Below are 25,491 nucleotides of genomic sequence, written 5' to 3' on the forward strand. Positions count from 1 at the left end.
AGCTTAGGCTCTCTCTCCTTACCGACGTGATCGTCTGCCTCGATCACGTCGGTTTTTTTAGCACAATTTTATGATGAATAGTCCAGTCCTATAAGTAAATAGGTTGGGGTGAATATTATGGCGGTGACGATTAAGTTATTTGCCCAATTCCGCAATGACCGCTTTAAAATTGAGGAACGTGACGTTCCTGAAGCGGTGACCTGTTTAGGCATCGTTGCAACTTTGGCGATTGCTGAATCTGAAATTGTGGTTGTCATGATGAATAGTCGCCATGTGCCACTAACGAAAATGTTGAATGAGGGGGATGTCTTGGCTTTGTTTCCCCTGGTTAGTGGTGGTTTATGTGAGGCTTCAAGTAACTTCTCTTAACTTTAAAAATAGCAAAAGGAACTTTAACTATGCCTAAATATATTATCGAACGTGAAATTCCCGGAGTAGGAAATCTTAGCCCTGCTGAGCTACAGGCCATTTCACAAAAATCGTGTTCAATCCTCAATGAAATGGGGCCGCAAATTCGTTGGATTGAAAGCTATCTCACTGAAAATAAACTGTATTGCGTATATGTTGCTCCTGATGAAGAGTCGGTTCAAGAGCATGCTGCGAAGGGCGGCTTCCCTGTGAGCCGTATTTCTGAAGTGCGTGGGATGATCAATCCTGATACGGCCCAAGTGTAAGTTGCGAGACCATCGAGTTTGTTGTTCAATACGATTTGAGCTTCTGGCAAAACACAAGATTTAGTTTATCGTTAAATAGTACGCTAGTGCGATGGGGGTTGCATGTCACTGATTGATACGTTTGGGCGAAAAATAAACTATTTACGTTTATCCATCACCGATCGCTGTAATTTGCGTTGCAGTTACTGCATGCCGAACGATGGTGTAGTGAAACAGACTCACAGTGACATTCTCCGATTTGAAGAGCTGTATCGTATCGCTTCAGTGGCGACTGAGTTAGGCATCGAGAAAATCAGGATTACTGGCGGGGAGCCCTTGGTACGTAAAGGGGTGGTCGATTTTTTGGCTCGGTTATCAGAGCTGCCGAAACTCAAAGAGTTGGTGTTGACCACCAATGGCATATTGCTCCCTGAGATGGCTGCGGATCTCCATGCTGCGGGTGTTAAGCGTCTCAATGTGAGTCTCGATACCTTTCATGATGAGATTTTTACTCGCATTAGCCGTCGAGGAAAGCTCAGTGCAGTGCTGAAAGGTATTCAGGCCGCACGTGATATTGGTTTTCCGGTTAAAATTAATACCGTGGTCATGCGCGGGGTCAATGACGGTGAAATTTTAGATTTTATCGCTAAAACCATGGAACCAGCAGTGAGTGTTCGATTTATAGAATATATGCCTGTTATTAAGGAAGCTGGTTGGCAATCATTGGTGATGACTGGGCAGGAAATTCTTGAACATATCTGTCAAACTCACCAGATTGAGTCTGTTGATTCGGGCCTACGCTGTGGCCCAGCCAAAATGTACCGTGTTAAAGGTGCTAGTGGAACCTTTGGTTTAATTACACCGTTGTCGGGACATTTTTGCGCGCAGTGTAATCGAATTAGAATCTCTGCTGACGGCCATGCGAGTAGTTGCTTGTTTTCAGATGATCGAATTAATTTACGCCCAGCACTTAGCCATGAAGCAGATTCGTTTCTTATGGATGAACTGCGGCAGATGATCGGAGCGAAACCAGCTCGGCACCACTTATCCACAACTCATGCCCCGCATGTCCCCTTTTCAATGTCAAACATCGGTGGCTGAATAGAAAGGAATCTTTGCCATGCAAGCTCAAGTTGTAGCAGTCTGTACCAGTAAAAATAAAGGGGAGCGCAAAACTCCCGTTGATTGCGTGATGTTTGAAGAACGGCATGGCATAGTCGATGATGCTCATGCTGGTCCGTGGCACCGACAGGTAAGTCTGTTGGCGATGGAGAGTGTCGCAAAAATGAAGGCATTAGGTCTTGAGGTTGGTCCGGGAGATTTTGGTGAAAATATCACCACTTCAGGTATTGATCTGGTCGCTCTGCCTGTTGGTACTCAGCTTAATATCGGTTCGACCATCGTTGAAGTGACTCAGATCGGTAAAGAGTGCCACACGCGTTGTGCAATCTACCATCAAGCTGGCGATTGTGTGATGCCGAAAGAGGGTATTTTCGTCAAAGTGATAGAGGGCGGTCCCGTAAAGGCTGGTACGCAAATATTTGTTTTACAATAATGTATCGTGAGAGCTAAAACCCTCGAATCTGTGGTTTTAACCACAAATCCGAGGAAAGCTCAGGGCAGTATTGTAACGTTTTGTGTTGTTTAATTCTTTTCGAATCTGAAGAAATCTGATTCGTTATAATCATAAAGTTCGACAATGTCATCATCAACCATGCCACTGAAATGCGAAGTGCTGGCATGATCGTAGCCATCAAATAATTTTCCGTAAATTGACATGCAAATGTGGTGACCCTTTTCATCGTTAATGATGCAGTAGTTAGTACCATCTCGGCTTTTGTTGTTATTGCAGCCTGTTCGAGCGGGATAAATTTTCAGGTCGAATCCTGTTGCCTCTGTCGTGATTAACATGTGTTTGTTTTGGTCTTTGTCACATATTGATGAGTTGGACCAGTCGGCAATCAGTTGCCCTGCATAGTGGGCAACGTAAGCTTGAATATCTTTTGTCATCGCTTCCTCCCGTTTTTAACCTGGTGTACGCCCTGATTGTTTAAAACTGCTGTCAATCCTTTGTTGTGACCATTAAAGTTGGAACCTTAAATGGTATTTAGTTTGAAGTAGTGTTGGTGTGGTGTACTGTATACGTTATATAATGACATATCAAGTTTGCGTTTTGGGTTGATATCCAGTTTGTCGGACTGAATAAGAGGGGCTTTATTTAATTATTTCAATTGGATAGAAATTATTTTTTTGGCAGAAAAAAGGTATACCCATGTCACAGTTATCACGACATAGTTGTTGTCCTGAGTGCCATTCTCGAGAAGGTTACCGTCTTGGTGATGGCCGTAGAAAATGTTGCCGTTGTGGTAAAAAATATTCACGCCGCCATTTGCGAAGTCGCTTGTCAGCAAAAACTCTTAAGCAGATTGCGCTCTATTTTTGGCTTAGTGCGCCAATTAAGACCGTTGCTGTAAATCTGAATCTTGATCGCAAGACGGTGTGTCGTCATTATGGCTTAATAGAGCAGGGGATAAACGCCGAGGAGAAAAAAACTTGTCGTTTACCGCGCAATGAGAGTGAGCCCGAGGTGTTCTGTTTGCTTGTTGATTCAGAGACAACGTGGTGTGAGCGCTTATCTCAGCCGTCTTGGCGACATGTTCGTGCGGAATCTATCGATTATCGGTGGTGGTATTCTGCGATGATATTGTTAGGGATCCCATCGATGGTGGTTCATTGTTTGGTTTATGTAGACCAAGCTACAATTGGAGGTGTGGCGAAATCTTGGAGGAGTGATCTCGAAAAATTTGAAAAAATAATCCAAGAGTTGTGTCGCAGAAAAAAAGAGCGCAGTTCGCTATCTGGTAAGTTGCTGATGACCGAAGCTGTTTTTCGCTTTAATCATCGTAATAATCCAGGAGTGACTGCGATATTGTATCGTTTTTTACGGTACTGAATTGTTGCCTGTCTGTTGTTAATTTTTTAGTAAAATACCCGGTAAATAAATTACCGGGTTATTTGTGTAAACTAGCACCGTTAGAATTGTTGTCTTAGGTGGCTGGGGTGGTTAGAAGTAAGTTAATGCTATGACGCAGCACTTCAGTGATACTGACACCCTCTCTGCTGGCGCACTTCTTAAGCATTGTCATTTCGTTATCATCAATCCGACAAGAAATAATATTCTTTTTTGCATTTTCCTTTTTCCTACCCATCTGATTTCTCCTTTTTATTAAAAGTACTGAGTTATGTGTGACGTTGCTGTTGATGCAACGTTGAATGGTAACAATGTATACCGTGCAACTGTTTGCTTTAGTGTTGTTTTGCGAAAGGTGTGCCAACTTTTCAAAAATTGTAACTAGCTGATTTATGGCTCATAAAATTTGGTGTTTTGTGCCGAAAAATATGGATGTGGTCTTTTTTGAGACAATTCGTATCAGGATGGATTGACAAGGGAATTAAGATTTTAGAAACAATAGGCTCTATGAACTTTATTAGCGTTTACTATTGATAAAGGTTTCAGTCGTGATTGTTTCAAGGTAAATTCATTTTGTACCATTTTGGAACGTTGGTGTTACGTGTTGGAACAGTGGTGTTCAGGTTGTTGTGACAACGATTTTGCTTAAAACGTTGTTGCTCAAGCGTTATATATCAGGTTATACATCGGGTATGGTTATTGCTTGGATAATTGTTTAAATAGGCCAAAGAGCGGATTGTTATGCTCTTGTTGTTAATGTTAGTTGGCTAACATTTCGTTATTCAACAATTTAGTGAAGAGAAGACTGGAGATTTTTTATGACTATGGTGTGGCAGCGCAACTTGCGAATCGGTTTGGTTCTTGCGAGTGCAATATTATATGGGACAACTGCGATGGCAACCGTACAACAGGAGCCAGAATTATACAACCTGAGTGAAGTTATCGTTACCGCTGAGGACCAGGCGACGGAGAAAGTGGCAACAGTCATGACGGTCACAGCGGCGACGATTGAATCTCGCGGCGTGCGCACTCTGAATGAAGCACTACAGTTGGTGCCAGGCGTTAATATTCGTGTTGGCGCAGATGGTACACCGCGTATTGATATTCGCGGCATGAGAACCCGTCACGTGCTGTTTTTGCTCAACGGTATTCCAATGAATTCCACTTACGATGGACAGTTTGATCCGCGCACCATTCCAGCCGAAATGATTGCTGAAATCAAGGTGACAACAGGTGGTGGTTCGGTGCTCTACGGTGCCGGCGGTAATGGTGGTGTGATTAACATTATAACTAAGCACGGCCAACAGGGCTTTCAGGGAACGCTGAATGCTGAAGTGGCTCAGGAGCAAAGTTATCTTAGTCGCTTAACCATGGCTGCGGGGGGCGAACGTTACAATGCCTTTGTGAGTGCCAGTCGAGCTGATCGTGATGGCGCTCCACTTTCTAACCATTATTCAACCACTGACGCTGAAGATGGCGATGATCGTGATAATAGTGATCTCGAACAAACAGATCTGTTCACGAATCTTGATTATGCCCTCAGTGATCGAACTCAAATTGGTGTGAGCATCAACTATCAACAGGGCGAGTACGGTAAGCCAGCGATCACCAATTACGATAAAAAAGATATCTATACTAAGAAACCGAAGTATTTACGGGTTGATGACAGTGAAGGGGTGGCAACTCAGTTGGCATTTAGTCATCAGACTGAGGGGGTTTTTAGTATTCGTGGTTGGGGCTTTTACAATGAGTTGCAGTTAGAAGAAAACCGTTACGACGATGATTCTTATGACACTCAGGATAAGGATGGTGCCTACTCCTCGGATAGCACCACTAAATCAACAGGTGGAACGCTGCAGATCAATGCGGATCTCCAGCAACGTGGTGGACTAACCTTAGCGTTGATGGGCCGAAATGAAGATTGGTCTGACCGTGGTTTTGCGATCTCTACAGACAAAAAGACTAAAAAGACAGAGACTCTCCGCACTTCTGAAGATGAAGATGTTCAAGTGTATAGCACGGCTTTAGAATATGAGGTCAACCTGCTCGACAACCTTGGTATGGTTTTAGGCTATGGCTACCACTGGCAAAATCGCGACACTGGTAACGATGAAGATACCTATTCGTACATGATGGGTCTTTATTACGATGTGACTACGAGTAGCCGTCTTAAGCTCAGCCATGCGCGTAAAATTCGTTTTCCATCAATTAAGCAACTTTATGGGAGCGGTGGCGATGCCGATTTAGTGGCCGAAGAAACTCTCCACTATGAATTAGGCTTAGAACAGCAGCTGCCCGCCAACACGGTGTTGTCCATTAATGGCTTCGTCAACGATGCGAGCAACTTCATCGAAAAAGATGATACCGATATCAATCAAAATAACGATGAATATCTTTTCCATGGTTTTGAGGTCGCTTTAGATAACCGTCAATTTGACAATCTGTTGTTAAGTCTAAGTTACTCCTATCTTGAGTCGGAAGATCGTTCTTCCAGCAGTGAAAAGCATCAACTGCAGAACCGACCACGAGATCGGGTGACCTTTGAAACGCTTTACGACTTTGCCTGGGGGATGACGGCTCAAGCTTCGGTGGTCTATGTTGCTAACCAATATTTTTATGGTAAGGACGAATTGGGCCAAAAACGCGCGCCAGCCTATACTTTGGTGGATGTGAAGGTCAGTCAATCTCTGCTCAATGATGCCTTAGAGCTATATCTTGGTGCCAATAATCTGTTCGATGAAGATTATGAGCAAAGTTATGGTTATCCTCAACCTGGTCGTAATGTTTACGGTGGAGTTTCATATCGTTTCTAATCGTTATGATGATAGTGCGTTAGTGTCGCTGCAGAGGTTTAGTTACGCTTATGATGAGCGTGATTGGACGCTGCGCGATATTGATTGGTCAATTGCTGCCGGTGAGTGCCACTGTTTATGTGGTGCCACCGGCAGTGGCAAGTCGACCCTTGCTTTAGCGTTGAAAGGTTTGCTGGCCACAGGGCGGCAACAAGGGAGTATTCATTATCAGCTGGAGAGTGAAACTCCGACATTGCGTGTTGGTTTGGTACTACAAAACCCGGAGAGCCAACTGTTCGCGCGAACGGTTGGCGCTGAAGTCGCATTTGGCTTAGAAAATATGGCGGTTGCGCCACAACAGATGGCTGCACGGGTTGAACAGGCATTGACTCATGTCGGCTTAGATCTTCCTCTTAGTGCACCGGTGGCAACGCTCTCTATGGGGCAAAAGTACCGTTTACTACTGGCGTCAATGTTGGTGCTTGAACCTCAGCTGTTAATCCTTGATGAACCGGTAGCTCAGTTAGATGAAGGCGGCTTACGCGATTTGCGTTACATCTTGCGGCGCCTGCTCCAGCAGGGGGTGGCAATACTCATCTGCGAACACAACCCTGGGCCGCTTAGTGATCTCATCGATTCGTTCTGGTTATTAGATCGTGAGGGAAAAATGGCACCCTCAACATATACGGCCACAGAGGGTGATCATCTTTACGCTTCGAGCTCCGTAGGCTCCTCTTCAATGAATAAAGGAGCGACGCTGCTAACAGCCTCTGATTTAACCGTTGGTTGTGATGTGCAGCAGCCGTTATGGCGTGCCGAGGATTTTAGTTGGAGTCAAGGTCAGCAGGTGCTTGTCGTTGGCGGTAACGGCACTGGAAAGAGTACGCTGTTGCGGTGTCTCTGCGGCTTTTTAGCACCGCTGCATGGTGAGGTGCGTTTGTTTGGCCAACACCCTCAGCCTCGTATGATGCGCGGTCGTGTTGGTTGGTTACTGCAAAATCCACAACGTCAGCTGTGTGAAAACAGTGTCTATGATGAATTGGCGTTGAGTCATCGCTTGGCAGGTCGATGCCGCAACGAGCGGGCTGATCTTGTTAAGCAGACGCTCGTTACATGCGGTCTTGATCATCTCGAACAAAGTTCGGCGCATAAACTCAGTTATGGTCAAAAGCATTTGGTGGCCCTCGCTTCGTTGTTGGTGAGCAGGCCACAGGTGTTGTTGCTGGATGACCCTTTTGCCGGCCTCGATAGCCATTACCAGCAACGAGTGTATCAGTTGTTACACCACCAAAGTCGTGAGCAGGGGACGCTGGTGGTGAGAACCAGTCATCATCAACCAGGCGTAATGGATCAGGTCGATCAACTCCATACGATCTCAGGAGGTCTTTTTGCGACGCAATCGTTCTGATCTAATGCAACTGATGAATTCAGCCAATGACGTACAAACGTTAAGTAAAAAATGGGCGGTGATGCTTCGCGCTCCTGTTGGCGTACGTTTAGTGGTTTGTTTACTGTTGTCAGCATTTGCTTTTATCGTTCGTGCGCCTGAGGCTGTTGCTACGCTCGCCAGTATCAATGTTTTATGGTTTGTGTTGTGTGGTTTACCTTCGCGATTATGGTTGAAGTTGGTGAAGCCATTTATGGTCCAAACTGCTGTCCTTATCCCGCTTTATTTGTATCAGCAGGGGTATCCAGCAGGGGCAAGTGCTGGTTTGCAGATTTCGTGTCAATTACTCTTGACGTTAGTACCCGGTATGGTGCTGTTGTGGAGTACGTCACCTTCCCAATTGGCTCAAACTGTCAGCCGCTTTTTACCCGCGCAAGCTTCTTTTGTTCTTGCCTCAAGTTTACATTTTTTCCCGTTAGCCTTGGCTGATATGACCGCTCTGTACCAAGTGCAGGTGTTGAAGGGCGCGCGTTTGTCGGCTCGTGATTTATTATGTCCGTGGCACTGGCCTGATTTTGTTACCTGCTTAATCGTGCCGGCTGTGGTGCAATCTTTAGCCCTTACTGCTGAGATTGCCGTGGCGGCCAAAGCACGCAATTTTCACAATGGCCAACGCAGTTGCTGGTCGGAGGAACGATGACTAAAAAGACGATGTTGGATCGATTGCCGCTCAATGATGCACTGTTTATCGGTTTTTGTGCAGGTTCTATTATTGTGTGTAAATTGTTGTTTCGTTGGCACTTAGGTATTAACGGCCATGCCATGTTTTTTACCGTAGCTCTGTTACTTCTTGCTCGCGGCTGTGTTAATTACCGCTGGTCGGCATGCCTGACTGCTCTTTTGGCCGGACTTATGGCTACCAGTATTGGCCTAGGTAAAGGGGGGCCGCTAATTGTTTTGAAATTTTTATTTCCAGCTTTAGTGATCGATCTGGCAGCGCTGGTAATGCCATTGTTTTTTTTCAGTGTCACGGGTTGTGTTGTTGTCGCGGCGCTGGCTGGAGCGAGTAAATTTATCAATAGTTGGTTAAAGGGTTATTTTTTGGGAATGGATCGAATTGTGTTAGTGCAACAAGCGTCAATTGATGCATTTTTTAGCCTCATGTTTGCTTGTCTTGGCGCGCTACTTATCCCTTCGATCTTACGTAAACTTAAAGCACGAGGTATCCTCGTCCAACCTCAACCGGGTGGAGAATAACACCATATGGAAATTTATCTGTCCATCGACGATACTGATAATCTTGAGAGCTGTGGCACTGGCGAGTTAGCCAGTCAAATTGCCGCGTATATCCACACACAAGGTTGGGGGGAGTGTAGCTATATTACCCGCCATCAGCTTTTTATCCATCCTGATATCCCCTATACCTCACACAATAGTTCCATGTGTTTTCAGGCCCAGATTGAGGATCACGCACTGGGTAAAGTGATTAATTATGCCAGTGATTTTTTAGCGAGTGAGAGTGCAACGGGTTCCGACCCCGGATTGTGTGTCGCCCTGCCAGAAACGCTACGTTGTGTTGCCGAAGTCATTGACTTTGGTCTACAAGCTAAGAAAATAGTGTTAACCAAGGCACAGGCTTATGAGTTAGCGTTACACTCAGGTGTTCATCTTTCACAGCACGGTGGGACAGGGCAGGGCGTTATTGGTGCCATTGCTGGCATTGGCTTACGCATGGGCGGACACGATGGCCGTTTGAAGGGCAAAATAGCTTTTGATACGGATCCTGTCGACAATGGGATTGATGTTGCCAGTCTTCTTAATCATAAGTGGGTGTCTACTGTCCAAACGGAGCAAGGGGAGGTTCTCTCTGGTGATGCTCGAATTTGTTTGATCGATAAGGTCAAAATTGTTCAGGTTAAAGGACAACCCGTATTGCTGGTTCAACGCAATGAACAGGGACATTGGCAAAATTTAAGTCGACAAAAACTTAAGGTGTATTGAATTTCGGAGAACGTATATGTGGAACATTATGGCAGATAGAACGCGGGTGTTTCTCTTGGGGCGAGATGCAGATTCTGAGGTAGCGCAGATCGCAAACGAGTGTTCATCTTTTGTCGCTGACGATGAAGATGAGTGGGTCGCTGATGAGGAGTGCTCCTGTTATAATTGTCGCTATCGGCGGTGGACACAAGAGTCGTTTCGCTGTATGGCAGGCTAAGAGCCTGCTGCCGCTTATGAGCGGTTTATGTAGCTTTACTTTTTTGGCGCCCTATTATTGGGGCGCTTTATTTTTTTCGTAGTAATACGGTACTAAATTCATCAAGCATGAAGTTTTTTATCTCTTCAAATCCGAGTCGTTTGTACGCTTGACGAACATCGAAATTGTATTCATAGAGAACGCCTGAGAGCAGTAGCGGGGCTTTATCCGCGGCCTTGGCAGTTAGGTTTTTGGCGACATCAATTAAAATGTCACCATAGATATTGGCTAAAATGAAATCAAAGTTTCCCTCTTCAACCTTATCGAGGGTGCCACAAAAATGTTCCACTTGGCTGTTGACATGGTTGATGTCACAATTGCGTTGGCAGGTTGCAACGGCAAGGGGATCAATATCAACACACAGGGTACTCTTGGCCCCAAGTTTTAAGGCTGCAATCGATAAAATCCCCGTACCACTGCCTAAATCAAGAATTCTCGCTCCTTTAATATCGGGATGTTTTTCTAAAATTTCAAGACAGCTCGCTGTTGTTTCGTGTTCACCTGAGCCAAAAGCTCCTGCTGCCATAACGATTTCAATTCGATTATCCTGTTGCGGGACACCCCCCTCAGGTAAAATGCGGAAATGTTCTCCAATAGTAAAAGCGCTAAATTCACGTCCCACAAGTTGTTCCTTTCAGTAAAATACGGTAGGTTGCTTAAGTCGCTGTGAGTATTTCATGTGTAATTGGGGGCGTCAATTGGTTTGACTTTATTATACTGCTAGCGATGAACATCATCGATTAAAAAAATGGAGAAATTAAATGAAGCGTTTGTTTATTGTGATGATCTTACTAACTGTCGTGATATTTTTTCTGTTAATTAGCAGCCAAGCACCAACGACATCAACTTCTTCTGGGGTTGATTTGACTAAAGAGCGGCCAATGGCTCCCGATTTTGAATTGTCAGATTTAAAGGGCAACACGGTCTCACTTTCAGCCCTACGAGGTAAGGTTGTATTGGTTAACTTTTGGGCGACATGGTGTCCACCCTGTCGCGAAGAGATCCCATCTATGGATCGTTTGTATCAATTGTTGCACAGTGAAGGGGTTGAACTTTTGGCGATTAATGTTGAGCCTGATGGTTCTCAGACTGTGCCTAAGTTTATGCAGCGAGTTCCTTTTGGTTTTCCAGTTCTTTTTGATGTCGACGGAACGGTTCGTGGAAAATTTGGTGTTTCGAAATACCCAGAAACTTTTATTATTGATGCTGAAGGTGTTGTGCGTGAGCGAGTAATTGGATCGCTTGATTGGAATAGTTTGCAGATGATCACTTATCTTCGCTCGTTACTCAAAGCTGGAATGGTGTCAGCTGAATAGTTGACGCTCTGGTGCGGTTTTGATAAGTTGATGTTCAATTTCATTTCAATTAAGGAGCAGGAAATGGCGAGCGTAAAAGATTCGTTTCGTGAGTATCTTTCTACTCATGGTCTTAAAGTTACCCGGCAGCGTGAGATTATTTTAGAGGAGTTTCTTTGCTCTCCCTCTCACCTTTCTGCCGAAGAACTTTATTTGCGGTTACGTAGTAATCATCCTAATATTGGCTATGCGACGGTTTACCGGACTATGAAAATTTTGGCGGAAAGTGGTATCGCCAGTGAACGCCATTTTGGTGATCGTCAAACGCGTTATGAACCCAATATTAGTGAAGAGCATCACTACCACCTTATTTGTAATTCGTGTGGTAAAATTATTGAATTCGAAGATGCGAAAATTGAAGCTCTGTTTTTACAAACAGCCAAAGATCATAGTTTTACCTTATCTCATCAACGGTTAGAGCTGTATGGTGTCTGTGCTGATTGTCAGCCCAAGTAAATGAATCTCTCAGCATGGAGAATTGTGTGAACATAACAGCTATCATACCCGCTCGATATGGCTCGACCCGTTTCCCGGGAAAGCCCCTCGTTGATATCCACGGTAAAACCATGATTGAGCGCGTTTATCAGCGCACGGCGCAATCGTCATTAATTGACCGGGTGATTGTTGCTACGGATGACGAGAGAATTGCCGCAGTAGTGACAGCTTTTGGTGGTGAAGTTTGTATGACTTCAGATCAGCATGAAACGGGAACCGATCGCTTGGCTGAAGTTGCAGCAACATTAACTTCAGATTTAATTGTAAATGTTCAGGGTGATGAGCCGTTGATTGAACCGAGCATGATTGATCAGGCCATTGGGCCATTGGTTGATGATGCAACGATCTCTATGGGAACATTAATGGTTGCGATTGACTCTGTTGAAGAGTTTTTGAGTCCGAATGCGGTCAAAGTGGTTACAGATCAACGCAATACCGCGCTCTATTTCTCTCGTTCACCGATCCCATGCGTTCGTGATTATGTTGATTCCTTGCACGATAACTTTAGTGCAGTGAGGGCGTTTAAACATATTGGCTTATATGTCTATCGACGTGAGTTTTTATTGAAATATCCGACGTTGCCCGTAACGCCGCTCGAGTCGATGGAGAAACTTGAACAGCTCCGCGCCCTTGAACATGGATACAAAATTCATGTCGCTGAAACGGCTCGACCTTCGCAGGGTGTTGATACCCCTGAAGATTTGGAAAAAGTTCGTTTAATTGTGGCAAAAATTGAAGGGATAAAGTGAGGAATGTCTGGTGTTTCCTCTTTTCTTTTCGACCTGTTCAGTGTAGTGTTTCTCGCTTGTACGAAACACTCTAAATAGTAGGGCTTTGATTAACTATTTACGTTGTGTTGTTTTACCGAATTTGTATAAAAACATTTGCGGGTATGGCTAGTGTTAGTCGTATTCTGAATTAAATTTTAAAGTTTTGCCTGGAGGCCGTTTAGATGAAAACTAAGTTTCTATTTGTTACCGGAGGAGTTGCATCTTCATTAGGGAAGGGACTCGCTGCAGCATCAATCGGTGCTTTGATGGAAGCTCGGGGACTGCGCGTCTCTATGCAAAAGCTTGACCCTTATATCAATGTTGATCCAGGCACAATGAGTCCGTTTCAACATGGCGAAGTATTTGTCACCGATGATGGTGCTGAAACTGACCTCGATTTAGGTCACTATGAGCGTTACACCTCGGCGCGGTTGACACGTAAGTCAAACTTCACAACGGGTCAAATTTACGATTCAGTTATTCGTAAAGAGCGCCGTGGTGACTACCTTGGTGGAACGGTTCAGGTCATTCCACATATTACCAATGAGATTAAAAGCAAAATCATTGATAATGCGCAAGATGTTGATTTAGCGATTGTCGAAGTTGGCGGTACCGTTGGCGATATTGAATCGCTCCCATTTTTGGAAGCGATACGTCAATTCCGCGCCGATTTAGGACATAGCAATGTTCTTTATGTTCACCTAACTTTGGTTCCTTATCTTGCCGCGGCTGGTGAGCTTAAAACTAAGCCAACACAGCACAGTGTTAAAGACCTACGTCAAATTGGTATTCAACCTGACATCTTGCTGTGCCGTTGTGATCGTGAAATTCCGCGCGATATGAAAAATAAAATTGCGCTGTTTTGCAACGTTCGCGAAGAGTCCGTTATTACGGCTCGAGATGTTGCATCGATTTATGAAGTTCCAGTTATTTATCACGAGCAAGGCCTTGATGAGCGCGTGGTTGAAGGGTTAGAGATTTGGACAAAAGCTCCAGACCTCTCAGCGTGGAATGAAGTGATTCGGCGTGTTAAAGAGCCGCAATCTCAAACAACCATTGCCATTGTCGGCAAGTATGTTGAGTTGACCGAAAGCTATAAATCACTTGCTGAAGCGTTGATCCACGGTGGTATTGGTAACGATTGTCGCGTCGATCTAAAATATGTTGATTCTGAATCACTCGAACGGCACGGTATTGGCGAGACCTTTGATGATGTGGATGGAATCCTAGTTCCCGGCGGCTTTGGCGAGCGCGGCAGTGAAGGTAAAACTGCTGCCATTGGTTATGCTCGTGAAAACAATATTCCATTTTTTGGTATCTGTCTTGGGATGCAAATGGCAGTCGTTGAGTTTGCTCGCAGCATTTGTAAACTTGAAGATGCTTATTCTGCTGAATTTCGTGTTGAAGCAGAGAACCCTGTTATTCATATTATGGAAGATCAAAAAACAGTTACAGGTAAGGGCGGCACTATGCGCCTGGGTGCTTATGACTGCGAACTGGTCGAGGGCAGTCTTGCTTATCGGATTTATGGTAAGAAGAAAATTGCTGAGCGCCATCGCCATCGGTATGAATTTAATAACAGTTACCGCCAAGTTTTGACGGATGCTGGCTTGGAGATTTCAGGAATTAATCCAGAAAATGATTTAGTTGAGATCGTTGAGATTTCAGATCATGCATGGTTTCTTGCCTGTCAGTTCCATCCAGAGTTCCGTTCTCGGCCAATGGCACCACATCCATTGTTTGAGTCTTTTGTCGGTGCCTGCATGAAACAAGCAAAGAGGTCAAAATGATTTCAGAAGTGAGTGTTGGTAACGCAAAATTTGGCGGACAGCACCCTTTTTCATTGATTGCTGGTCCGTGTGTTCTTGAAGACCTTGATACGACATGTCGTATCGCTGAGTTTCTTAAGAAGCTCACTGATGAACTGGGTATCGGATTTATTTTTAAAGCCTCGTACGATAAGGCTAATCGAACATCAGTTGATTCGTTTCGTGGACCAGGCCTTGATGCTGGACTTGAGATGTTAGCCCATATTAAAGAGCAGTTTCAGGTTCCCGTTGTTTCCGATGTACACGATGTAACTCAGGTTGAAGCTGCCGCTCAAGTTCTCGATATTCTGCAAATTCCCGCATTTTTATGCCGACAAACGGACCTTTTGGTTGCCGCAGGACGTAGCGGTAAAGTGGTAAATATCAAAAAAGGTCAGTTCCAAGCACCATGGGATATGAAACACGCCATCGGTAAAGTGGTATCAACTGAAAATCAGCAGGTGATTTTGACTGAACGCGGTACCACTTTTGGTTACAATAATCTTGTTGTCGATATGCGTTCTTTTGGAATTATGCGTGAGTTGGGTTATCCCGTTGTTTTTGATGCCACTCATGCGGTTCAATTACCAGGTGGTGCGGATGGCTGTTCAGCTGGGCAAAGGGAGTATGTTGCCTCTTTGTCACGTGCCGCTGTGGCGTCAGTGATTGATGGACTTTTTCTTGAAGTTCATGAAGATCCTGAGTGCGCACGCTGTGATGGGCCAAATTCACTTTACTTAAAAGACTTGAAATCCATGTTACAACCCCTATTAGAGATCGATGCAGTGGTGAAGGGACTATGAGCACAAAAAACGAAGTTTTAGAGAGTGCACACAACACGTTGACCATTGAAGCGGATGCCGTCATTGCATTACGTGACCGAATTGATGATTCCTTTTATCAAGCTGTTGAGATGATTAGTGGCTGTTCGGGCCGTCTCGTTATCACGGGCATGGGTAAGTCGGGGCTGATCTGTCAAAAGATCACATCGACCATGGCTTCAACTGGGACACCTTCATTTTTTCTTCATCCAGCCGAAGGGATTCATGGTGATCTTGGGATGTTGATGAAGGGTGATGTGGTTATTGCTGTATCGAACTCAGGTGAAACTGAGGAGATCATTCGTATCCTTCCTGTTATTAAGCGGATGGGTCTTCAATTGATCTCAATGAGCGGCAATCCTGAAAGTACTTTGGCGCGAGCTGGTGATGTTTCCCTCGATGTGTCTGTTGCTCAAGAGGCGTGTCCCCTTGGCCTTGCCCCAACGGCGAGTACAACTGTTACTCTTGCAATGGGTGATGCCTTATCGGTAGCATTGTTACAAAAGAAAAATTTTCGTGCTGAAGATTTTGCTCTGTTTCATCCTGGTGGAGCATTGGGTAAGCGTTTGTTACTCCGTGTTGAAGACCTGATGCACCAAGATCAAGAGATCCCATTGGTTTCACAACAGACAACGGTAAAGGAAGCTCTGTTTGAAATAACTGACAAAAAACTGGGAATTACAGGAGTTGTTGATCACTCTAATGGCCTCGTTGGTGTTTTTACTGATGGCGATTTACGGCGCTGTTTAGAGGGAACTGTCGATTCTTTGCAACTTTCTATTGTTGAGGTGATGAGTCACCATCCAAAGCGGGTTTTACGGCATAATCTTGCAGCAAAAGCAGTCAAGTTAATGGAAGAGTTTTCGGTGACATCACTGTTTGTTTTTGAACATGAAGAAGATTCGACCCCCATTGGCATTGTCCACCTTCATGATCTCCTCAAGGCGGGTGTGGTATGAAAAAAAAATTGATAGAAAATATCAAGCTATTATTACTTGATGTCGACGGAATTTTAACGGATGGTCGGATCATTTATGACAATAACGGTATTGAGAGTAAAGCGTTCCATGTCCGTGATGGCCATGGTTTGAAAATGCTCCAGCGAGCAGGTTTTAAAGTTGGTATTATTACCGGTCGTGAGTCAAACGTTGTCGCCCATCGCGCTAAAGAATTAGGGATCGAATTCGTCTATCAAGGGGCGAAAAATAAGATGATTCCGTATGAAGAGATTCTTGCTAAAACGGGTCTAGAAGATAGCCAGGTGGCTTACGCAGGTGACGATCTTATCGATTTGCCCGTTTTGCGTCGTGTCGGTTGTTCCTTTACTGTTGCCGATGCCGTGAGTGATATTAAGCCTTATGTCGATTATATTACGACTTTGGCGGGCGGTTGTGGTGCGGTTCGTGAAATTTGTGATTTGTTGTTACGTCAATCGGGGCAGTGGGATGAAGTTACAAGTCGATATTTTTAATGTCAATGTTAACAGTTTCAACACGATTGAGTTCTCTTTGGTTGTCCTATGATCACTAGAGAACGTCTGCGTTACTTATTGATCTCGGTCGTGATTGTTTTTTGTTCAGTATTGATCGTCCGTGTCGTCTTTTATGATAGGGCACCTACGGTCGCTGATGTGATTGAAGGAATTGTCGTTGAAGCTGATGTTGCTTTACGTGAATTCAGTTATACTGAAACAGAGGCTGGCATCGCGCAATGGACGCTTAATGCTGATTCTGCGGAACACGATTTAACTGAAGATATCACCATCATGGAAAATGTTCGTTTGGATGTTTTTAATCAAGGTGAAGCGGGTGACGTTCATTTAACGTCTAAAACAGGCCGTGCGAATCTAAATACACGTGATGTAAGCGTTCGTGGTAATGTGATTATTACAACTGGAAATGGCTACCAGTTTGAAAGCGAGTCCGTCACTTTTCACGGCCAAGCGTCTGATGACGGTGTTGTCGTGTCGGATGATACTGTGAGGATTACCTCACAACAGCTTGACATTACCGGTCGTGGTCTCGAGGTCGATCTTGCCCACGGAACATTTCTTATTAAGGAAAATGTGACAGCCGTTTATTTACCGCAACCTGTTAAGAGGGAGCAATAGTGCGTATACTCTTGGTAACACTTTTAATGTTTTTAGCCTCTTGGTCCTACGCAGCTGAACCTGAGATGAACCATGATAGTAATCAACCTGTTAAAATCACTTCGGAGCAACTTGATGCAGATGATCAGGCGGGTGTTTTTGTCTTTAAGGGTGATGTTCAAGCTCAACAGGGCGAAGTATTCATCTATGCTCAAACGATGACTGTCTCCTATATTAAGGGTGAAAAACGTCAGATCGAAACTGTGATTGCTGAAGGTGATGTTCGTATTGTTCAACTAAATCGCATCGCAACGGGTGGCAAAGCGATCTTTTATCATCAAGAAGGTCGTATTGTTTTATCTGACCAGCCACGTGTGGTACAGGGGGATAATACCGTCGAAGGTGAGCGGATCATTGTTTATTTGAATGACAATCGAAGTATTGTTGAAGGCAGTAGCAAGCGTCGTGTGAAGGCAGTATTCATCCCTGGTGAGGAAACGAAGTGAGCCAACATGTCCTGAATGCACAAGGGCTACAGAAGTCCTATAAAGGACGACGTGTCGTTCAGGGAGTAGATCTCCGTGTTGAATCTGGACAGGTTGTTGGTTTGCTGGGGCCGAACGGTGCGGGTAAAACGACCTCTTTTTACATGATGGTTGGCTTAGTAAAGCCAGAAGCTGGAGCCGTTTATCTCGATGAACAAGAGGTTACTAATTGGCCGATGTACCAGCGCGCTGCTGCTGGAGTTGCTTACTTACCTCAAGAGTCATCAGTGTTTCGTAAGCTCACTGTAGAGCAAAATTTGCTCGCGATTCTTGAATATCATGTTGCTGATGCGAAACAGCGTCAACACCGCTTAACTGAATTGCTCGATGATTTTCGTTTAGGTCATGTTGCAAAATCTCCTGGTTATGCTTTATCGGGTGGAGAACGACGGCGGACTGAAATTGCACGTGCTTTGGTCATTGATCCCCGATTTATTTTACTTGATGAACCCTTTGCAGGTATTGACCCTTTAGCGGTGATTGATATCCAAAAGATTATCATTGAGTTAAAGGACCGTGGGATTGGGGTTCTGATCTCCGATCACAATGTTCGTGAAACACTTGGGGTTTGTGATAGTGCATATATCCTTAATAGTGGTGAAATATTGGAACAGGGAACGCCAGAACACATTATTCAAAGTACTATTGCACGTGAAATTTATCTCGGAGAAGATTTCCGACTATAAAAAAAATGGTGAACGTAATAGAATAATTAGAAATTGCCTTAAACGTCACGATTATAAACTTATTTGGTAGGGTCTTGGATGGCACTGGAATTACGCCAACAACTTAAACTAACTCAGCAATTGGTGATGACACCACAGTTGCAACAAGCGATCAAGCTATTGCAATTGTCTCGTGTTGAACTCGAAGAGGTTGTCAATCAAGAGCTTGAGGAAAATCCAATACTCGAAGAAACACCACCTGACGACGAAGTTCGTCAATCAGAACCTGATGTATCGCCCGAAACAGAAGTTGTTTTAGCTTCGGACAGTGAAAAAACACAAGAGGTTACTGAAGCTGACGGTCTGGCGCAAATCGATGACTGGCAAACCTATTTACAGGGGTTTTCTCAAGGTGGTTCAGCGAGTGAAAACTACAGTGATGATGATCAACCCTCATACGAGAACCTGCTGACACCTAAAGATACGTTGTCCGACCATTTAATGTGGCAGCTAAATGTTTCGTCCCTTGATGAGCACCAAAAAGAGATCGCAGCCGTCATTATTGGCAATATTAACGATGAAGGTTACTTAGTTGCCGAATTAAGTGATGTGATGGAGCAAACTGGCGCGGACATGAGTGTCATTGAAAGTGTCTTGTTTGAAGTTCAGAAATTTGATCCTGCCGGAATTGCTGCACGGACACTTCAGGAATGCTTAGCTCTGCAAATGGATTCTCTAGGCTTAAAAGAGTCACTTTCCTATCAATTGATCACAGACTTTTCTAAAGAACTTGAAGAACGACGCTATTCGAATATCGCCAAACAATGTAAGGTAAATGTTGATGACGTATTCGATGCTGCCCGTTTTTTAGCAACTCTTGATCCTCGACCCGGTAGTAAATATACCGAATCTGATGTTCAGTATATCACCCCAGATATCTTCGTGCGTAAGATGAATGGCGAGTATGTGGTATCGCTCAATGAAGATGGTCTAGCGAACTTACGTATCAGCTCCTATTATTCAAATGCATTATCAGGTAAAAAGGTTGACTCCGAAACCAGCGAATATATTCAAGAAAAAATGCGTGGCGCGATGTGGCTAATTAAGAGTATTCATCAACGGCAACGTACTATTTTTAAAGTAACTGAAAGCATTGTTAAGTTTCAGCGGGAGTTTTTTGATCATGGGATCAGTTATTTAAAGCCCTTGGTCTTGCGTGATGTTGCGGATGATATTGAGATGCACGAATCGACGATCAGCCGCGTTACCACGAATAAATACGTTCAGACTTCTCAGGGATTGCTAGAACTTAAGTTCTTTTTTAATAGTGGAATAGGTACGACTGGTGGCGATTCGATCGCATCGGAAAGTGTAAAAAACAGGATTAAGGAAATAATAGCTGAAGAAAATGAAAAAAAGCCTTATTCTGATCAGAAGATTGTTAATATGCTCCACGAATGTGGAATTGATATTGCTCGACGTACGGTAACTAAATATAGAGAGATGTTGGGAATTGGATCATCAACAGTCCGCAAGCGTCTTTTTTAATCGTCCGTATTTAACCTAAAAGGAGACTCCATGAATATTTCTGTTTCATTTCGTCATATGGATACGAGTGAGCCTGTCCGTACCTATGTAGAAGAAAAACTAGCGCGCCTTACGAAATATATTGAAGAACCCATTGATGCTCAGGTAAGTTTGAACGTCGAGAAAAAAATTCGTCACAAAACAGTGGTTACTTTGATAGCTAAAGGGGTAACAATTAAAGCCTCTGCTGAAGTGATTGATGACATGTATGCAGCGATTGATGCTGTTGTCGATAAGCTTGAGCGTCAACTTAAGCGCTATAAAGAGAAATTGAAAAGCCATACTGCGCGTAAAGGTAAAGAGAGAAATATCACCAAGACCATCTTTGAAGCGGCTAGTGTCGATGTTGAGGATGTTGATCCTCAAGTGATTCGTTCACATAGCTTTTCACTCAAGCCAATGTCAGTTGATGAAGCGGTTATGCAAATGGATTTATTGCATAAAGACTTTTTGGTCTTCAGTGATGATACTACTGAGCAAGTAAATGTTATTTACCGTCGTAAAGATGGTAACTATGGTTTGATTGTTCCAGAAGGTTAACCTTATAAATGTCAGCGTGGAGGCCTGTTCTCCACGCTGTTTTAAGATCGAATCACTATGAATATTGTTGAACTGTTAAATTCTGAATCTGTTGAGGCTGAAATTAAGTCGACAACAAAAGATAACGTGTTAGCTGAAATGACGGATGTGCTATTGCGTTCAGCACCAGGACTGAATCGTAACGAGGTCCTGACTGTATTACGTGAGCGCGAGCGTCTGGGTAGTACGGGAATTGGAGAAGGCGTTGCGATTCCTCATGGTAAACTCAAAGATATTGATCAGCTAATCCTCTCTTTTGGCCGCAGTAAGGCTGGCGTTGACTTTGATTCAATGGACGGAAAACCTGCTCACCTGTTTTTTCTGTTACTCGCACCAGAAGATTCGATCAGTATACATCTGAAGACGTTAGCACGAATTTCGAAGCTTTTAAAAGATCAGGATGTTCGTGAGCAGCTTCTCACTGCAGGTACAGCAGACGATATTTATCAGATTATTCAGGAAAAAGAATCCGTTTAGTTGCCTGTTTGATTGTGAGGCCTTCAACACTGATTGGTGGTAGATATGGCTCAGTTAAGTGTTAGAGAATTACTGGAAGAGCAAGATACTGGGCTTGATCTAGAAATTCTTTCTGGTACAGAGGGGCTCGATAAAACGATTGAATCGCACCGTATTCAGAAGCCCGGCTTAGCATTAGCGGGTCATTTGAGTTATCTTCATCCAACCCGATTGCAGATCCTTGGTTCAACGGAACTTAGCTACCTTGAAGGCTTAGATCCTCAGGTTGCTGCCGAAAATGTCGAAGGACTCTGTACTCTTGGCTTTTGCTGCTTTATTATTACCAAGGGACAAGAACCTCCGCCCATCTTAATTGAAAAAACAACCAAGTATAATATCCCAATTTTAAGAACTCAAATGCAGAGTTCTGCCTTTATCTCCTTGATTAGTAAATTTCTTGAAGAGCGACTTTTACCTGCAACAACGGTTCATGGTGTTCTCGTCGATGTTTTTGGCGTCGGTGTTTTACTTATCGGTAAAAGTGGCATTGGGAAAAGTGAGTGTGCTCTGGATCTGGTTTTGCGCGGTCATCGTCTTGTGGCAGATGACGTGGTGAAAGTTCGGACAAAACTTCCTTCCGTCTTGTTTGGTGAGGGGAGTGATCTATTGCATTACCATATGGAGATTCGCGGGCTCGGCATTATTAATATCAAGCACTTGTTTGGTGTTTCAGCGATACGTGAACGGAAAAAAATTGATGTGACGATTGAGTTGCTAAAATGGGAAGATGGAGCAAATTATGACCGTCTTGGTCTTGACGAACAACATTACGAATTGCTTGGAATTAAGATCCCATTGCTCAAAATCCCCGTTTGTCCAGGACGCAATATCTCGTCGATTTTAGAGGTGGCTGCACGGAACCAGTTATTGAAAGAGATGGGTTATAATAGTGCACGTGAGTTCCAAGATCGTCTTGAGAAGAGGATGGCTGAAGTGGCTCGACTTCGTTCTCATGTAATCATTGGCGATGACTTGGAGTAAATAGTGCGTTTTATTGTTATTACTGGATTATCAGGCTCGGGGAAGTCAACAGCTGCGCAAGTGTTAGAAGATGAGGGTTATTATGTCATTGATAATTTCCCCCTGTCCCTTTTGCCACAACTACTAGAACAAAAAGGTTTTAAAGCTCTTGCTGGTCAAGGTATCGCCCTGGTGGTAGATGCGAGAAACCCTGGTTTTATTTCAACTGATTTGTCCGTGTTTGATGTTGTGAGTGCAGCGGGACATCAACTTGAAATTTATTACTTTGATGCGACGGATGATGCTTTAATTCGACGTTATTCCACGACTCGCCGTCGACATCCTCTCGCTTCATACAGCAATATCGCCGCCGCGATTGCTAGTGAAAGGGTGATGTTACATCATATTCGCGACGCTTCAACCGTGGTGTTTGATACCACCGAGCTATCGGTGCACCAGCTTAAAGCCAGTGTGCTCTTGCAACTGAACGGTTCAAGTGAAAACTCAGTTCCCCTTACCGTCCGGTTACAATCTTTTGGTTTTCGTTATGGCGTACCTTTAGAATCCGATTTGGTCATTGATGTCCGATTTCTACCCAATCCGCACTATGTTGAATCGTTACGCCCGCTATGTGGACAGGACCAACCTGTCAGCGATTATGTCTTGGGACAGCCCGTTTGTCAGGAGTTTCTGGATAAAACGGCTTCATGGCTCGAATTCTTGTTGCCGCAGTACCGTTTGGAGGGGAAAAGTTATTTGACTGTTTCAATCGGCTGTACAGGGGGACATCACCGTAGTGTCGCAATCGTTGAAGCACTTTATTCAATGATTATAAAAACCCATAATGTTAAACGATTCCATCGAGACCTAGTAAAGGAGGAGGGATGATCGGACTGATTCTGGTGACTCATGCCGGACTTGCCACAGCACTTTTAAAGGCTGCCGAAACCATTGTTGGCCCTCTCTGCCACGTACGGTGTCATTCCGTTGGTCGTGGTGTGGATATTGAAGCTTTCTATGCTGAATTACAGGACGCGGTTAATCAGGTTAATGGTGACGGTGACGGAGTGCTGATTATGACCGATATGTTTGGTGGAACCCCGTCGAATATCAGCGCTCGCTTGCTAAAAAAAGACCATGTTGAAGTGATTAATGGTGTTAATTTACCTATTCTTATCAAGTTTTCTAGCAGTCGAGATACCATGACTCTAGGGGATCTCACCACCTATTTAACAGGTTACGGGCAGAAAAATATTATTATGACTAGTGAACTTCTTCAAGGAGTGAGGAGATAATGTCACTCGTCTTGGTTCGTGTTGATAATCGCTTAATTCATGGGCAGGTGCTTGAAGCGTGGCTCCCTCATGTTCAAGCCGATACTATTATTGTTGTTGATGATGAGATCGCAAATGATTCTTTCCGTAAGCTGTTGATGCTTGCAGTGGTTCCTAAAACGGTTCGAGTTGACGTCTATAGCCACGAACAGTTTGAGGCTTCACCGCTCAGTAGTGACTCCAAGGTATTGGTGCTCTTTGCAACCCCAGCGGATGCATTAAAAGCTTATCGGGGTGGATTTCATTTTTCGATTTTAAATTTGGGCAATATGCATGTTGGCCCGCAAAAATGTTGTATTTCACAAACCCTCTATGCGGATTGTGATGATCTTGACGATCTCGAACAGCTTGCAGAATTAGGGGTCGATATCTGTGCTCAATGTATTCCAACCGATCGTAAATTACACTGGGATTGTCATTGTCGAGAATTAAAGGCGTAGTATGGTCACAACTCAATGGATAATGATTGTTGTTGTGTCGATCCTGTCGGGGTTAGATCGCACAGCTTTAGCACAAACCATGTTGTCACGTCCGTTGGTTTGCTCATGTATTGCTGGTTATGTGTTGGGAATCTTTGTTCCAGCTTTGCAAATTGGTATTATGCTTGAGTTACTATGGTTAATGCGTTTACCTGTTGGTGCTACGATTGCCCCCGATGACACGCAAGCGGCTATTGGCGCCGTGGTTCTCGTTAAACTGTTTGCCCCTCAAATTACCGACCATCTTTACGCTTTGATTATTTTTATTGTTATCCTTGTGGTGATTCTGGCCGAAGTCGGGAAATGTTGGGATGTGTGGGCAAGGCATCTGAACGAGCGTTTGTTTTCTAATGCATTAAGAGGTCTCGAACGTTCGAATACTCGTCCTTTGGTGATCAATCACTATGCAGGACTGGTTGTTTTCTCCTGTGCTGCGTTGTTATCGCTGTTATTTATTGTCGTAGGCGGGAGCGCTGCACTTTGGGCTGGAGTGAAATATATGCCGCCCTTGTTGTCTTTATTTCCTGTCCATGTCGAAGGGCTTGTTACAATCTTCCCACTGGTAGGGATCGCTTCAGTCTTAGTCGTGATGCAAGTTAAACATACTGCTTCGTTATTTATTGGCGGTTTTTTTCTAACCTTTATGTTGTTAGAAGTCTTGTGATGGATAAAACGTCCCCCCCGCATTTGACAAAATGGCGACTTTTTTGTTTGTCGTGTCGTTGCCTTTTTTTGCAATCGAGCTGGAATTATAAACAGTTTCAAGGTCTTGGTTGGTGTGTGGTTCTGTTGCCTCACTTAACTCACCTCTATGGTAAAGAGCGCGTTTCACCGATTCTTAAAGGTTACTTGAGGTATTTCAATACCAACACTTTTTTGGCCCCGACGATTGCCGCTGCGACCCTCTGTATTGAAACTGAAACCTGTCGCGGAGAGCAGGTGGCGATTGAAGCACATGCGTATCCCGATGTGGTGATGGCTCCTATCGCTGCCGTTGGTGATGGGTTGTTTTGGGGTGGTATTCGGCCGTTACTTTCTGTTCTTGCGGTGTGTTTTGCGGTCTACGGTTATTGGTGGTCACCGCTGATTTTAATTATTTTGTTTAACCTCCCAGCTGGGATAGTTCGTGTCGTTGGTGTTTGGCTTGGTTATCATCATGGTGCCTCAGTGGTGTTACTGATTCAGCGCTGGAGGCTTGCTGATGTTGCTGTCGTTTTAAAGCGCTGTACCGTTGTCGTGGCAGGAGGGCTTTGTGCCATCCTGACTCATCAACACCAGGTTGACCTTATGTGGTCGCTTGTTGGAAGCTTTGTTGTCATTGTGACTCTGTTTTTAACGGTGATCTGTCTACGTAAAGGTGTCCCATTGACTGTTGTTTTAATTGGCATGATTGTTGGTGTCACAGCAGTAGATAAGCTTCTTTTGTAG

General features: G+C 44.2%; 33 protein-coding genes. 30 read left to right on the top strand and 3 right to left on the bottom strand.

The genetic code is table 11. The annotated features are described in order from the left end of the window. Positions 1-117: 117 nt before the first annotated feature. The 4 genes from ACZ5KY_RS08275 to ACZ5KY_RS08290 all read left to right on the top strand — a co-directional run bounded on the left by ACZ5KY_RS08275 (position 118) and on the right by ACZ5KY_RS08290 (position 2,208). Complete coding sequence (locus ACZ5KY_RS08275) at positions 118-369, top strand: MoaD/ThiS family protein (protein ID WP_464243422.1); 252 nt, start codon at positions 118-120, stop codon at positions 367-369. Between the two features lie 29 nt (positions 370-398). Then, complete coding sequence (locus tag ACZ5KY_RS08280; protein ID WP_464243423.1) at positions 399-674, top strand: DUF4242 domain-containing protein; 276 nt, start codon at positions 399-401, stop codon at positions 672-674. Positions 675-776: 102 nt separating this feature from the next. Beyond that, positions 777-1,754 carry a GTP 3',8-cyclase MoaA gene (gene moaA, locus ACZ5KY_RS08285; RefSeq protein WP_464243424.1) on the top strand — a complete coding sequence of 326 codons (978 nt, stop codon included), beginning with the start codon at positions 777-779 and terminating at the stop codon, positions 1,752-1,754. 19 nt (positions 1,755-1,773) lie between these two features. Then, on the top strand, positions 1,774-2,208 hold the full coding sequence (locus ACZ5KY_RS08290; RefSeq protein WP_464243425.1) for an MOSC domain-containing protein: 435 nt from the start codon (positions 1,774-1,776) through the stop codon (positions 2,206-2,208). Positions 2,209-2,297: 89 nt separating this feature from the next. On the opposite strand, the gene ACZ5KY_RS08295 is transcribed toward ACZ5KY_RS08290, so the two are convergent. After that, the gene (locus ACZ5KY_RS08295) at positions 2,298-2,663 is read right to left on the bottom strand and encodes a hypothetical protein (protein WP_464243426.1); all 366 of its coding nucleotides are present in this window, start codon (positions 2,661-2,663) and stop codon (positions 2,298-2,300) included. Between the two features lie 262 nt (positions 2,664-2,925). Between ACZ5KY_RS08295 and ACZ5KY_RS08300 the strand changes: the two genes are divergently transcribed. Beyond that, complete coding sequence (locus tag ACZ5KY_RS08300) at positions 2,926-3,606, top strand: hypothetical protein (protein ID WP_464243427.1); 681 nt, start codon at positions 2,926-2,928, stop codon at positions 3,604-3,606. Between the two features lie 94 nt (positions 3,607-3,700). On the opposite strand, the gene ACZ5KY_RS08305 is transcribed toward ACZ5KY_RS08300, so the two are convergent. Beyond that, positions 3,701-3,862, bottom strand: a complete 162-nt coding sequence (locus ACZ5KY_RS08305) for a hydrogen-dependent growth transcriptional repressor (protein WP_464243428.1) — start codon at positions 3,860-3,862, stop codon at positions 3,701-3,703. A gap of 580 nt (positions 3,863-4,442) precedes the next feature. On the opposite strand from ACZ5KY_RS08305, the gene ACZ5KY_RS08310 reads away from it, so the two are divergent. Genes ACZ5KY_RS08310 through ACZ5KY_RS08335 form a run of 6 tightly spaced genes read left to right on the top strand, consistent with a single transcriptional unit; the run spans position 4,443 to position 10,021 of the window. Continuing rightward, complete coding sequence (locus ACZ5KY_RS08310; protein ID WP_464243430.1) at positions 4,443-6,437, top strand: TonB-dependent receptor plug domain-containing protein; 1,995 nt, start codon at positions 4,443-4,445, stop codon at positions 6,435-6,437. Further along, positions 6,382-7,824 (top strand): ABC transporter ATP-binding protein, encoded by a 1,443-nt coding sequence (locus ACZ5KY_RS08315; protein WP_464243431.1) that lies wholly within the window; start codon positions 6,382-6,384, stop codon positions 7,822-7,824. The genes ACZ5KY_RS08310 and ACZ5KY_RS08315 overlap by 56 nt, the downstream gene beginning before the upstream one ends. Beyond that, a complete protein-coding gene (locus ACZ5KY_RS08320) occupies positions 7,805-8,503 on the top strand; it encodes an energy-coupling factor transporter transmembrane component T family protein (RefSeq protein ID WP_464243432.1) in 699 nt (232 codons plus the stop codon). Before ACZ5KY_RS08315 ends, ACZ5KY_RS08320 begins: the two co-directional genes overlap by 20 nt. Beyond that, a complete protein-coding gene (locus tag ACZ5KY_RS08325; protein WP_464243433.1) occupies positions 8,500-9,060 on the top strand; it encodes a hypothetical protein in 561 nt (186 codons plus the stop codon). The genes ACZ5KY_RS08320 and ACZ5KY_RS08325 overlap by 4 nt, the downstream gene beginning before the upstream one ends. Positions 9,061-9,066: 6 nt before the next feature. After that, positions 9,067-9,804: a hypothetical protein gene (locus ACZ5KY_RS08330; RefSeq protein WP_464243434.1), complete on the top strand. Its 738-nt coding sequence runs from the start codon at positions 9,067-9,069 to the stop codon at positions 9,802-9,804. A 28-nt stretch (positions 9,805-9,832) separates the two neighbouring features. After that, positions 9,833-10,021, top strand: a complete 189-nt coding sequence (locus ACZ5KY_RS08335) for a hypothetical protein (protein ID WP_464243435.1) — start codon at positions 9,833-9,835, stop codon at positions 10,019-10,021. A 67-nt stretch (positions 10,022-10,088) separates the two neighbouring features. Here ACZ5KY_RS08335 and ACZ5KY_RS08340 read toward each other — a convergent pair whose 3' ends face one another. After that, a complete protein-coding gene (locus tag ACZ5KY_RS08340) occupies positions 10,089-10,682 on the bottom strand; it encodes a 50S ribosomal protein L11 methyltransferase (RefSeq protein ID WP_464243436.1) in 594 nt (197 codons plus the stop codon). A gap of 139 nt (positions 10,683-10,821) precedes the next feature. Between ACZ5KY_RS08340 and ACZ5KY_RS08345 the strand changes: the two genes are divergently transcribed. The 19 genes from ACZ5KY_RS08345 to ACZ5KY_RS08435 all read left to right on the top strand — a co-directional run bounded on the left by ACZ5KY_RS08345 (position 10,822) and on the right by ACZ5KY_RS08435 (position 25,491). Further along, on the top strand, positions 10,822-11,376 hold the full coding sequence (locus ACZ5KY_RS08345; protein ID WP_464243437.1) for a TlpA disulfide reductase family protein: 555 nt from the start codon (positions 10,822-10,824) through the stop codon (positions 11,374-11,376). A 63-nt stretch (positions 11,377-11,439) separates the two neighbouring features. After that, on the top strand, positions 11,440-11,871 hold the full coding sequence (locus tag ACZ5KY_RS08350) for a Fur family transcriptional regulator (protein ID WP_464243438.1): 432 nt from the start codon (positions 11,440-11,442) through the stop codon (positions 11,869-11,871). Between the two features lie 26 nt (positions 11,872-11,897). Then, on the top strand, positions 11,898-12,659 hold the full coding sequence (gene kdsB / locus ACZ5KY_RS08355; protein WP_464243439.1) for a 3-deoxy-manno-octulosonate cytidylyltransferase: 762 nt from the start codon (positions 11,898-11,900) through the stop codon (positions 12,657-12,659). A 203-nt stretch (positions 12,660-12,862) separates the two neighbouring features. Continuing rightward, a complete protein-coding gene (locus ACZ5KY_RS08360) occupies positions 12,863-14,470 on the top strand; it encodes a CTP synthase (RefSeq protein WP_464243440.1) in 1,608 nt (535 codons plus the stop codon). Then, entirely contained in the window at positions 14,467-15,291 is an 825-nt protein-coding gene (gene kdsA, locus ACZ5KY_RS08365) for a 3-deoxy-8-phosphooctulonate synthase (RefSeq protein WP_464243441.1), read from the top strand. The genes ACZ5KY_RS08360 and kdsA overlap by 4 nt, the downstream gene beginning before the upstream one ends. Next, positions 15,288-16,268, top strand: coding sequence for a KpsF/GutQ family sugar-phosphate isomerase (locus tag ACZ5KY_RS08370; RefSeq protein WP_464243442.1), 981 nt, complete (start codon positions 15,288-15,290; stop codon positions 16,266-16,268). Before kdsA ends, ACZ5KY_RS08370 begins: the two co-directional genes overlap by 4 nt. Continuing rightward, complete coding sequence (locus tag ACZ5KY_RS08375; RefSeq protein ID WP_464243443.1) at positions 16,265-16,780, top strand: KdsC family phosphatase; 516 nt, start codon at positions 16,265-16,267, stop codon at positions 16,778-16,780. The genes ACZ5KY_RS08370 and ACZ5KY_RS08375 overlap by 4 nt, the downstream gene beginning before the upstream one ends. Positions 16,781-16,828: 48 nt before the next feature. After that, entirely contained in the window at positions 16,829-17,419 is a 591-nt protein-coding gene (gene lptC, locus ACZ5KY_RS08380; protein ID WP_464243444.1) for an LPS export ABC transporter periplasmic protein LptC, read from the top strand. Further along, positions 17,419-17,904 carry a lipopolysaccharide transport periplasmic protein LptA gene (gene lptA / locus ACZ5KY_RS08385; protein WP_464243445.1) on the top strand — a complete coding sequence of 162 codons (486 nt, stop codon included), beginning with the start codon at positions 17,419-17,421 and terminating at the stop codon, positions 17,902-17,904. The genes lptC and lptA overlap by 1 nt, the downstream gene beginning before the upstream one ends. After that, positions 17,901-18,629 carry an LPS export ABC transporter ATP-binding protein gene (gene lptB / locus ACZ5KY_RS08390; protein ID WP_464243446.1) on the top strand — a complete coding sequence of 243 codons (729 nt, stop codon included), beginning with the start codon at positions 17,901-17,903 and terminating at the stop codon, positions 18,627-18,629. Before lptA ends, lptB begins: the two co-directional genes overlap by 4 nt. 78 nt (positions 18,630-18,707) lie before the next feature. Continuing rightward, positions 18,708-20,156 (top strand): RNA polymerase factor sigma-54, encoded by a 1,449-nt coding sequence (gene rpoN, locus ACZ5KY_RS08395; RefSeq protein WP_464243447.1) that lies wholly within the window; start codon positions 18,708-18,710, stop codon positions 20,154-20,156. Positions 20,157-20,186: 30 nt separating this feature from the next. Beyond that, positions 20,187-20,735 (top strand): ribosome hibernation-promoting factor, HPF/YfiA family, encoded by a 549-nt coding sequence (gene hpf, locus ACZ5KY_RS08400; protein WP_464243448.1) that lies wholly within the window; start codon positions 20,187-20,189, stop codon positions 20,733-20,735. Between the two features lie 57 nt (positions 20,736-20,792). Further along, positions 20,793-21,251, top strand: a complete 459-nt coding sequence (locus ACZ5KY_RS08405; protein ID WP_464243449.1) for a PTS sugar transporter subunit IIA — start codon at positions 20,793-20,795, stop codon at positions 21,249-21,251. Positions 21,252-21,296: 45 nt separating this feature from the next. Continuing rightward, positions 21,297-22,271 carry an HPr(Ser) kinase/phosphatase gene (gene hprK, locus ACZ5KY_RS08410; RefSeq protein ID WP_464243450.1) on the top strand — a complete coding sequence of 325 codons (975 nt, stop codon included), beginning with the start codon at positions 21,297-21,299 and terminating at the stop codon, positions 22,269-22,271. A 3-nt stretch (positions 22,272-22,274) separates the two neighbouring features. Then, complete coding sequence (gene rapZ, locus ACZ5KY_RS08415) at positions 22,275-23,138, top strand: RNase adapter RapZ (RefSeq protein ID WP_464243451.1); 864 nt, start codon at positions 22,275-22,277, stop codon at positions 23,136-23,138. Continuing rightward, positions 23,135-23,545: a PTS sugar transporter subunit IIA gene (locus tag ACZ5KY_RS08420; RefSeq protein ID WP_464243452.1), complete on the top strand. Its 411-nt coding sequence runs from the start codon at positions 23,135-23,137 to the stop codon at positions 23,543-23,545. Before rapZ ends, ACZ5KY_RS08420 begins: the two co-directional genes overlap by 4 nt. Continuing rightward, the gene (locus ACZ5KY_RS08425) at positions 23,545-24,024 is read left to right on the top strand and encodes a PTS sugar transporter subunit IIB (RefSeq protein WP_464243453.1); all 480 of its coding nucleotides are present in this window, start codon (positions 23,545-23,547) and stop codon (positions 24,022-24,024) included. The genes ACZ5KY_RS08420 and ACZ5KY_RS08425 overlap by 1 nt, the downstream gene beginning before the upstream one ends. A gap of 1 nt (position 24,025) precedes the next feature. Next, the gene (locus ACZ5KY_RS08430) at positions 24,026-24,727 is read left to right on the top strand and encodes a PTS sugar transporter subunit IIC (protein ID WP_464243454.1); all 702 of its coding nucleotides are present in this window, start codon (positions 24,026-24,028) and stop codon (positions 24,725-24,727) included. Next, on the top strand, positions 24,727-25,491 hold the full coding sequence (locus ACZ5KY_RS08435) for a PTS system mannose/fructose/sorbose family transporter subunit IID (protein WP_464243455.1): 765 nt from the start codon (positions 24,727-24,729) through the stop codon (positions 25,489-25,491). The genes ACZ5KY_RS08430 and ACZ5KY_RS08435 overlap by 1 nt, the downstream gene beginning before the upstream one ends.

This window comes from Desulfuromonas svalbardensis (assembly GCF_055389415.1).

Excerpts from the sequence above, each read along its gene's own strand:
- ACZ5KY_RS08275 (WP_464243422.1), top strand. The coding sequence starts at position 118 with ATGGCGGTGACGATTAAGTTATTTGCCCAATTCCGCAATGACCGCTTT.
- ACZ5KY_RS08280 (WP_464243423.1), top strand. The coding sequence starts at position 399 with ATGCCTAAATATATTATCGAACGTGAAATTCCCGGAGTAGGAAATCTT.
- moaA (WP_464243424.1), top strand. The coding sequence starts at position 777 with ATGTCACTGATTGATACGTTTGGGCGAAAAATAAACTATTTACGTTTA.
- ACZ5KY_RS08290 (WP_464243425.1), top strand. The coding sequence starts at position 1,774 with ATGCAAGCTCAAGTTGTAGCAGTCTGTACCAGTAAAAATAAAGGGGAG.
- ACZ5KY_RS08295 (WP_464243426.1), bottom strand. The coding sequence starts at position 2,663 with ATGACAAAAGATATTCAAGCTTACGTTGCCCACTATGCAGGGCAACTG.
- ACZ5KY_RS08300 (WP_464243427.1), top strand. The coding sequence starts at position 2,926 with ATGTCACAGTTATCACGACATAGTTGTTGTCCTGAGTGCCATTCTCGA.
- ACZ5KY_RS08305 (WP_464243428.1), bottom strand. The coding sequence starts at position 3,862 with ATGGGTAGGAAAAAGGAAAATGCAAAAAAGAATATTATTTCTTGTCGG.
- ACZ5KY_RS08310 (WP_464243430.1), top strand. The coding sequence starts at position 4,443 with ATGACTATGGTGTGGCAGCGCAACTTGCGAATCGGTTTGGTTCTTGCG.
- ACZ5KY_RS08315 (WP_464243431.1), top strand. The coding sequence starts at position 6,382 with ATGGTTATCCTCAACCTGGTCGTAATGTTTACGGTGGAGTTTCATATC.
- ACZ5KY_RS08325 (WP_464243433.1), top strand. The coding sequence starts at position 8,500 with ATGACTAAAAAGACGATGTTGGATCGATTGCCGCTCAATGATGCACTG.
- ACZ5KY_RS08330 (WP_464243434.1), top strand. The coding sequence starts at position 9,067 with ATGGAAATTTATCTGTCCATCGACGATACTGATAATCTTGAGAGCTGT.
- ACZ5KY_RS08335 (WP_464243435.1), top strand. The coding sequence starts at position 9,833 with ATGGCAGATAGAACGCGGGTGTTTCTCTTGGGGCGAGATGCAGATTCT.
- ACZ5KY_RS08345 (WP_464243437.1), top strand. The coding sequence starts at position 10,822 with ATGAAGCGTTTGTTTATTGTGATGATCTTACTAACTGTCGTGATATTT.
- ACZ5KY_RS08350 (WP_464243438.1), top strand. The coding sequence starts at position 11,440 with ATGGCGAGCGTAAAAGATTCGTTTCGTGAGTATCTTTCTACTCATGGT.
- ACZ5KY_RS08360 (WP_464243440.1), top strand. The coding sequence starts at position 12,863 with ATGAAAACTAAGTTTCTATTTGTTACCGGAGGAGTTGCATCTTCATTA.
- kdsA (WP_464243441.1), top strand. The coding sequence starts at position 14,467 with ATGATTTCAGAAGTGAGTGTTGGTAACGCAAAATTTGGCGGACAGCAC.
- ACZ5KY_RS08370 (WP_464243442.1), top strand. The coding sequence starts at position 15,288 with ATGAGCACAAAAAACGAAGTTTTAGAGAGTGCACACAACACGTTGACC.
- ACZ5KY_RS08375 (WP_464243443.1), top strand. The coding sequence starts at position 16,265 with ATGAAAAAAAAATTGATAGAAAATATCAAGCTATTATTACTTGATGTC.
- lptC (WP_464243444.1), top strand. The coding sequence starts at position 16,829 with ATGATCACTAGAGAACGTCTGCGTTACTTATTGATCTCGGTCGTGATT.
- rpoN (WP_464243447.1), top strand. The coding sequence starts at position 18,708 with ATGGCACTGGAATTACGCCAACAACTTAAACTAACTCAGCAATTGGTG.
- hpf (WP_464243448.1), top strand. The coding sequence starts at position 20,187 with ATGAATATTTCTGTTTCATTTCGTCATATGGATACGAGTGAGCCTGTC.
- ACZ5KY_RS08405 (WP_464243449.1), top strand. The coding sequence starts at position 20,793 with ATGAATATTGTTGAACTGTTAAATTCTGAATCTGTTGAGGCTGAAATT.
- hprK (WP_464243450.1), top strand. The coding sequence starts at position 21,297 with ATGGCTCAGTTAAGTGTTAGAGAATTACTGGAAGAGCAAGATACTGGG.
- ACZ5KY_RS08420 (WP_464243452.1), top strand. The coding sequence starts at position 23,135 with ATGATCGGACTGATTCTGGTGACTCATGCCGGACTTGCCACAGCACTT.
- ACZ5KY_RS08425 (WP_464243453.1), top strand. The coding sequence starts at position 23,545 with ATGTCACTCGTCTTGGTTCGTGTTGATAATCGCTTAATTCATGGGCAG.
- ACZ5KY_RS08430 (WP_464243454.1), top strand. The coding sequence starts at position 24,026 with ATGGTCACAACTCAATGGATAATGATTGTTGTTGTGTCGATCCTGTCG.
- ACZ5KY_RS08435 (WP_464243455.1), top strand. The coding sequence starts at position 24,727 with ATGGATAAAACGTCCCCCCCGCATTTGACAAAATGGCGACTTTTTTGT.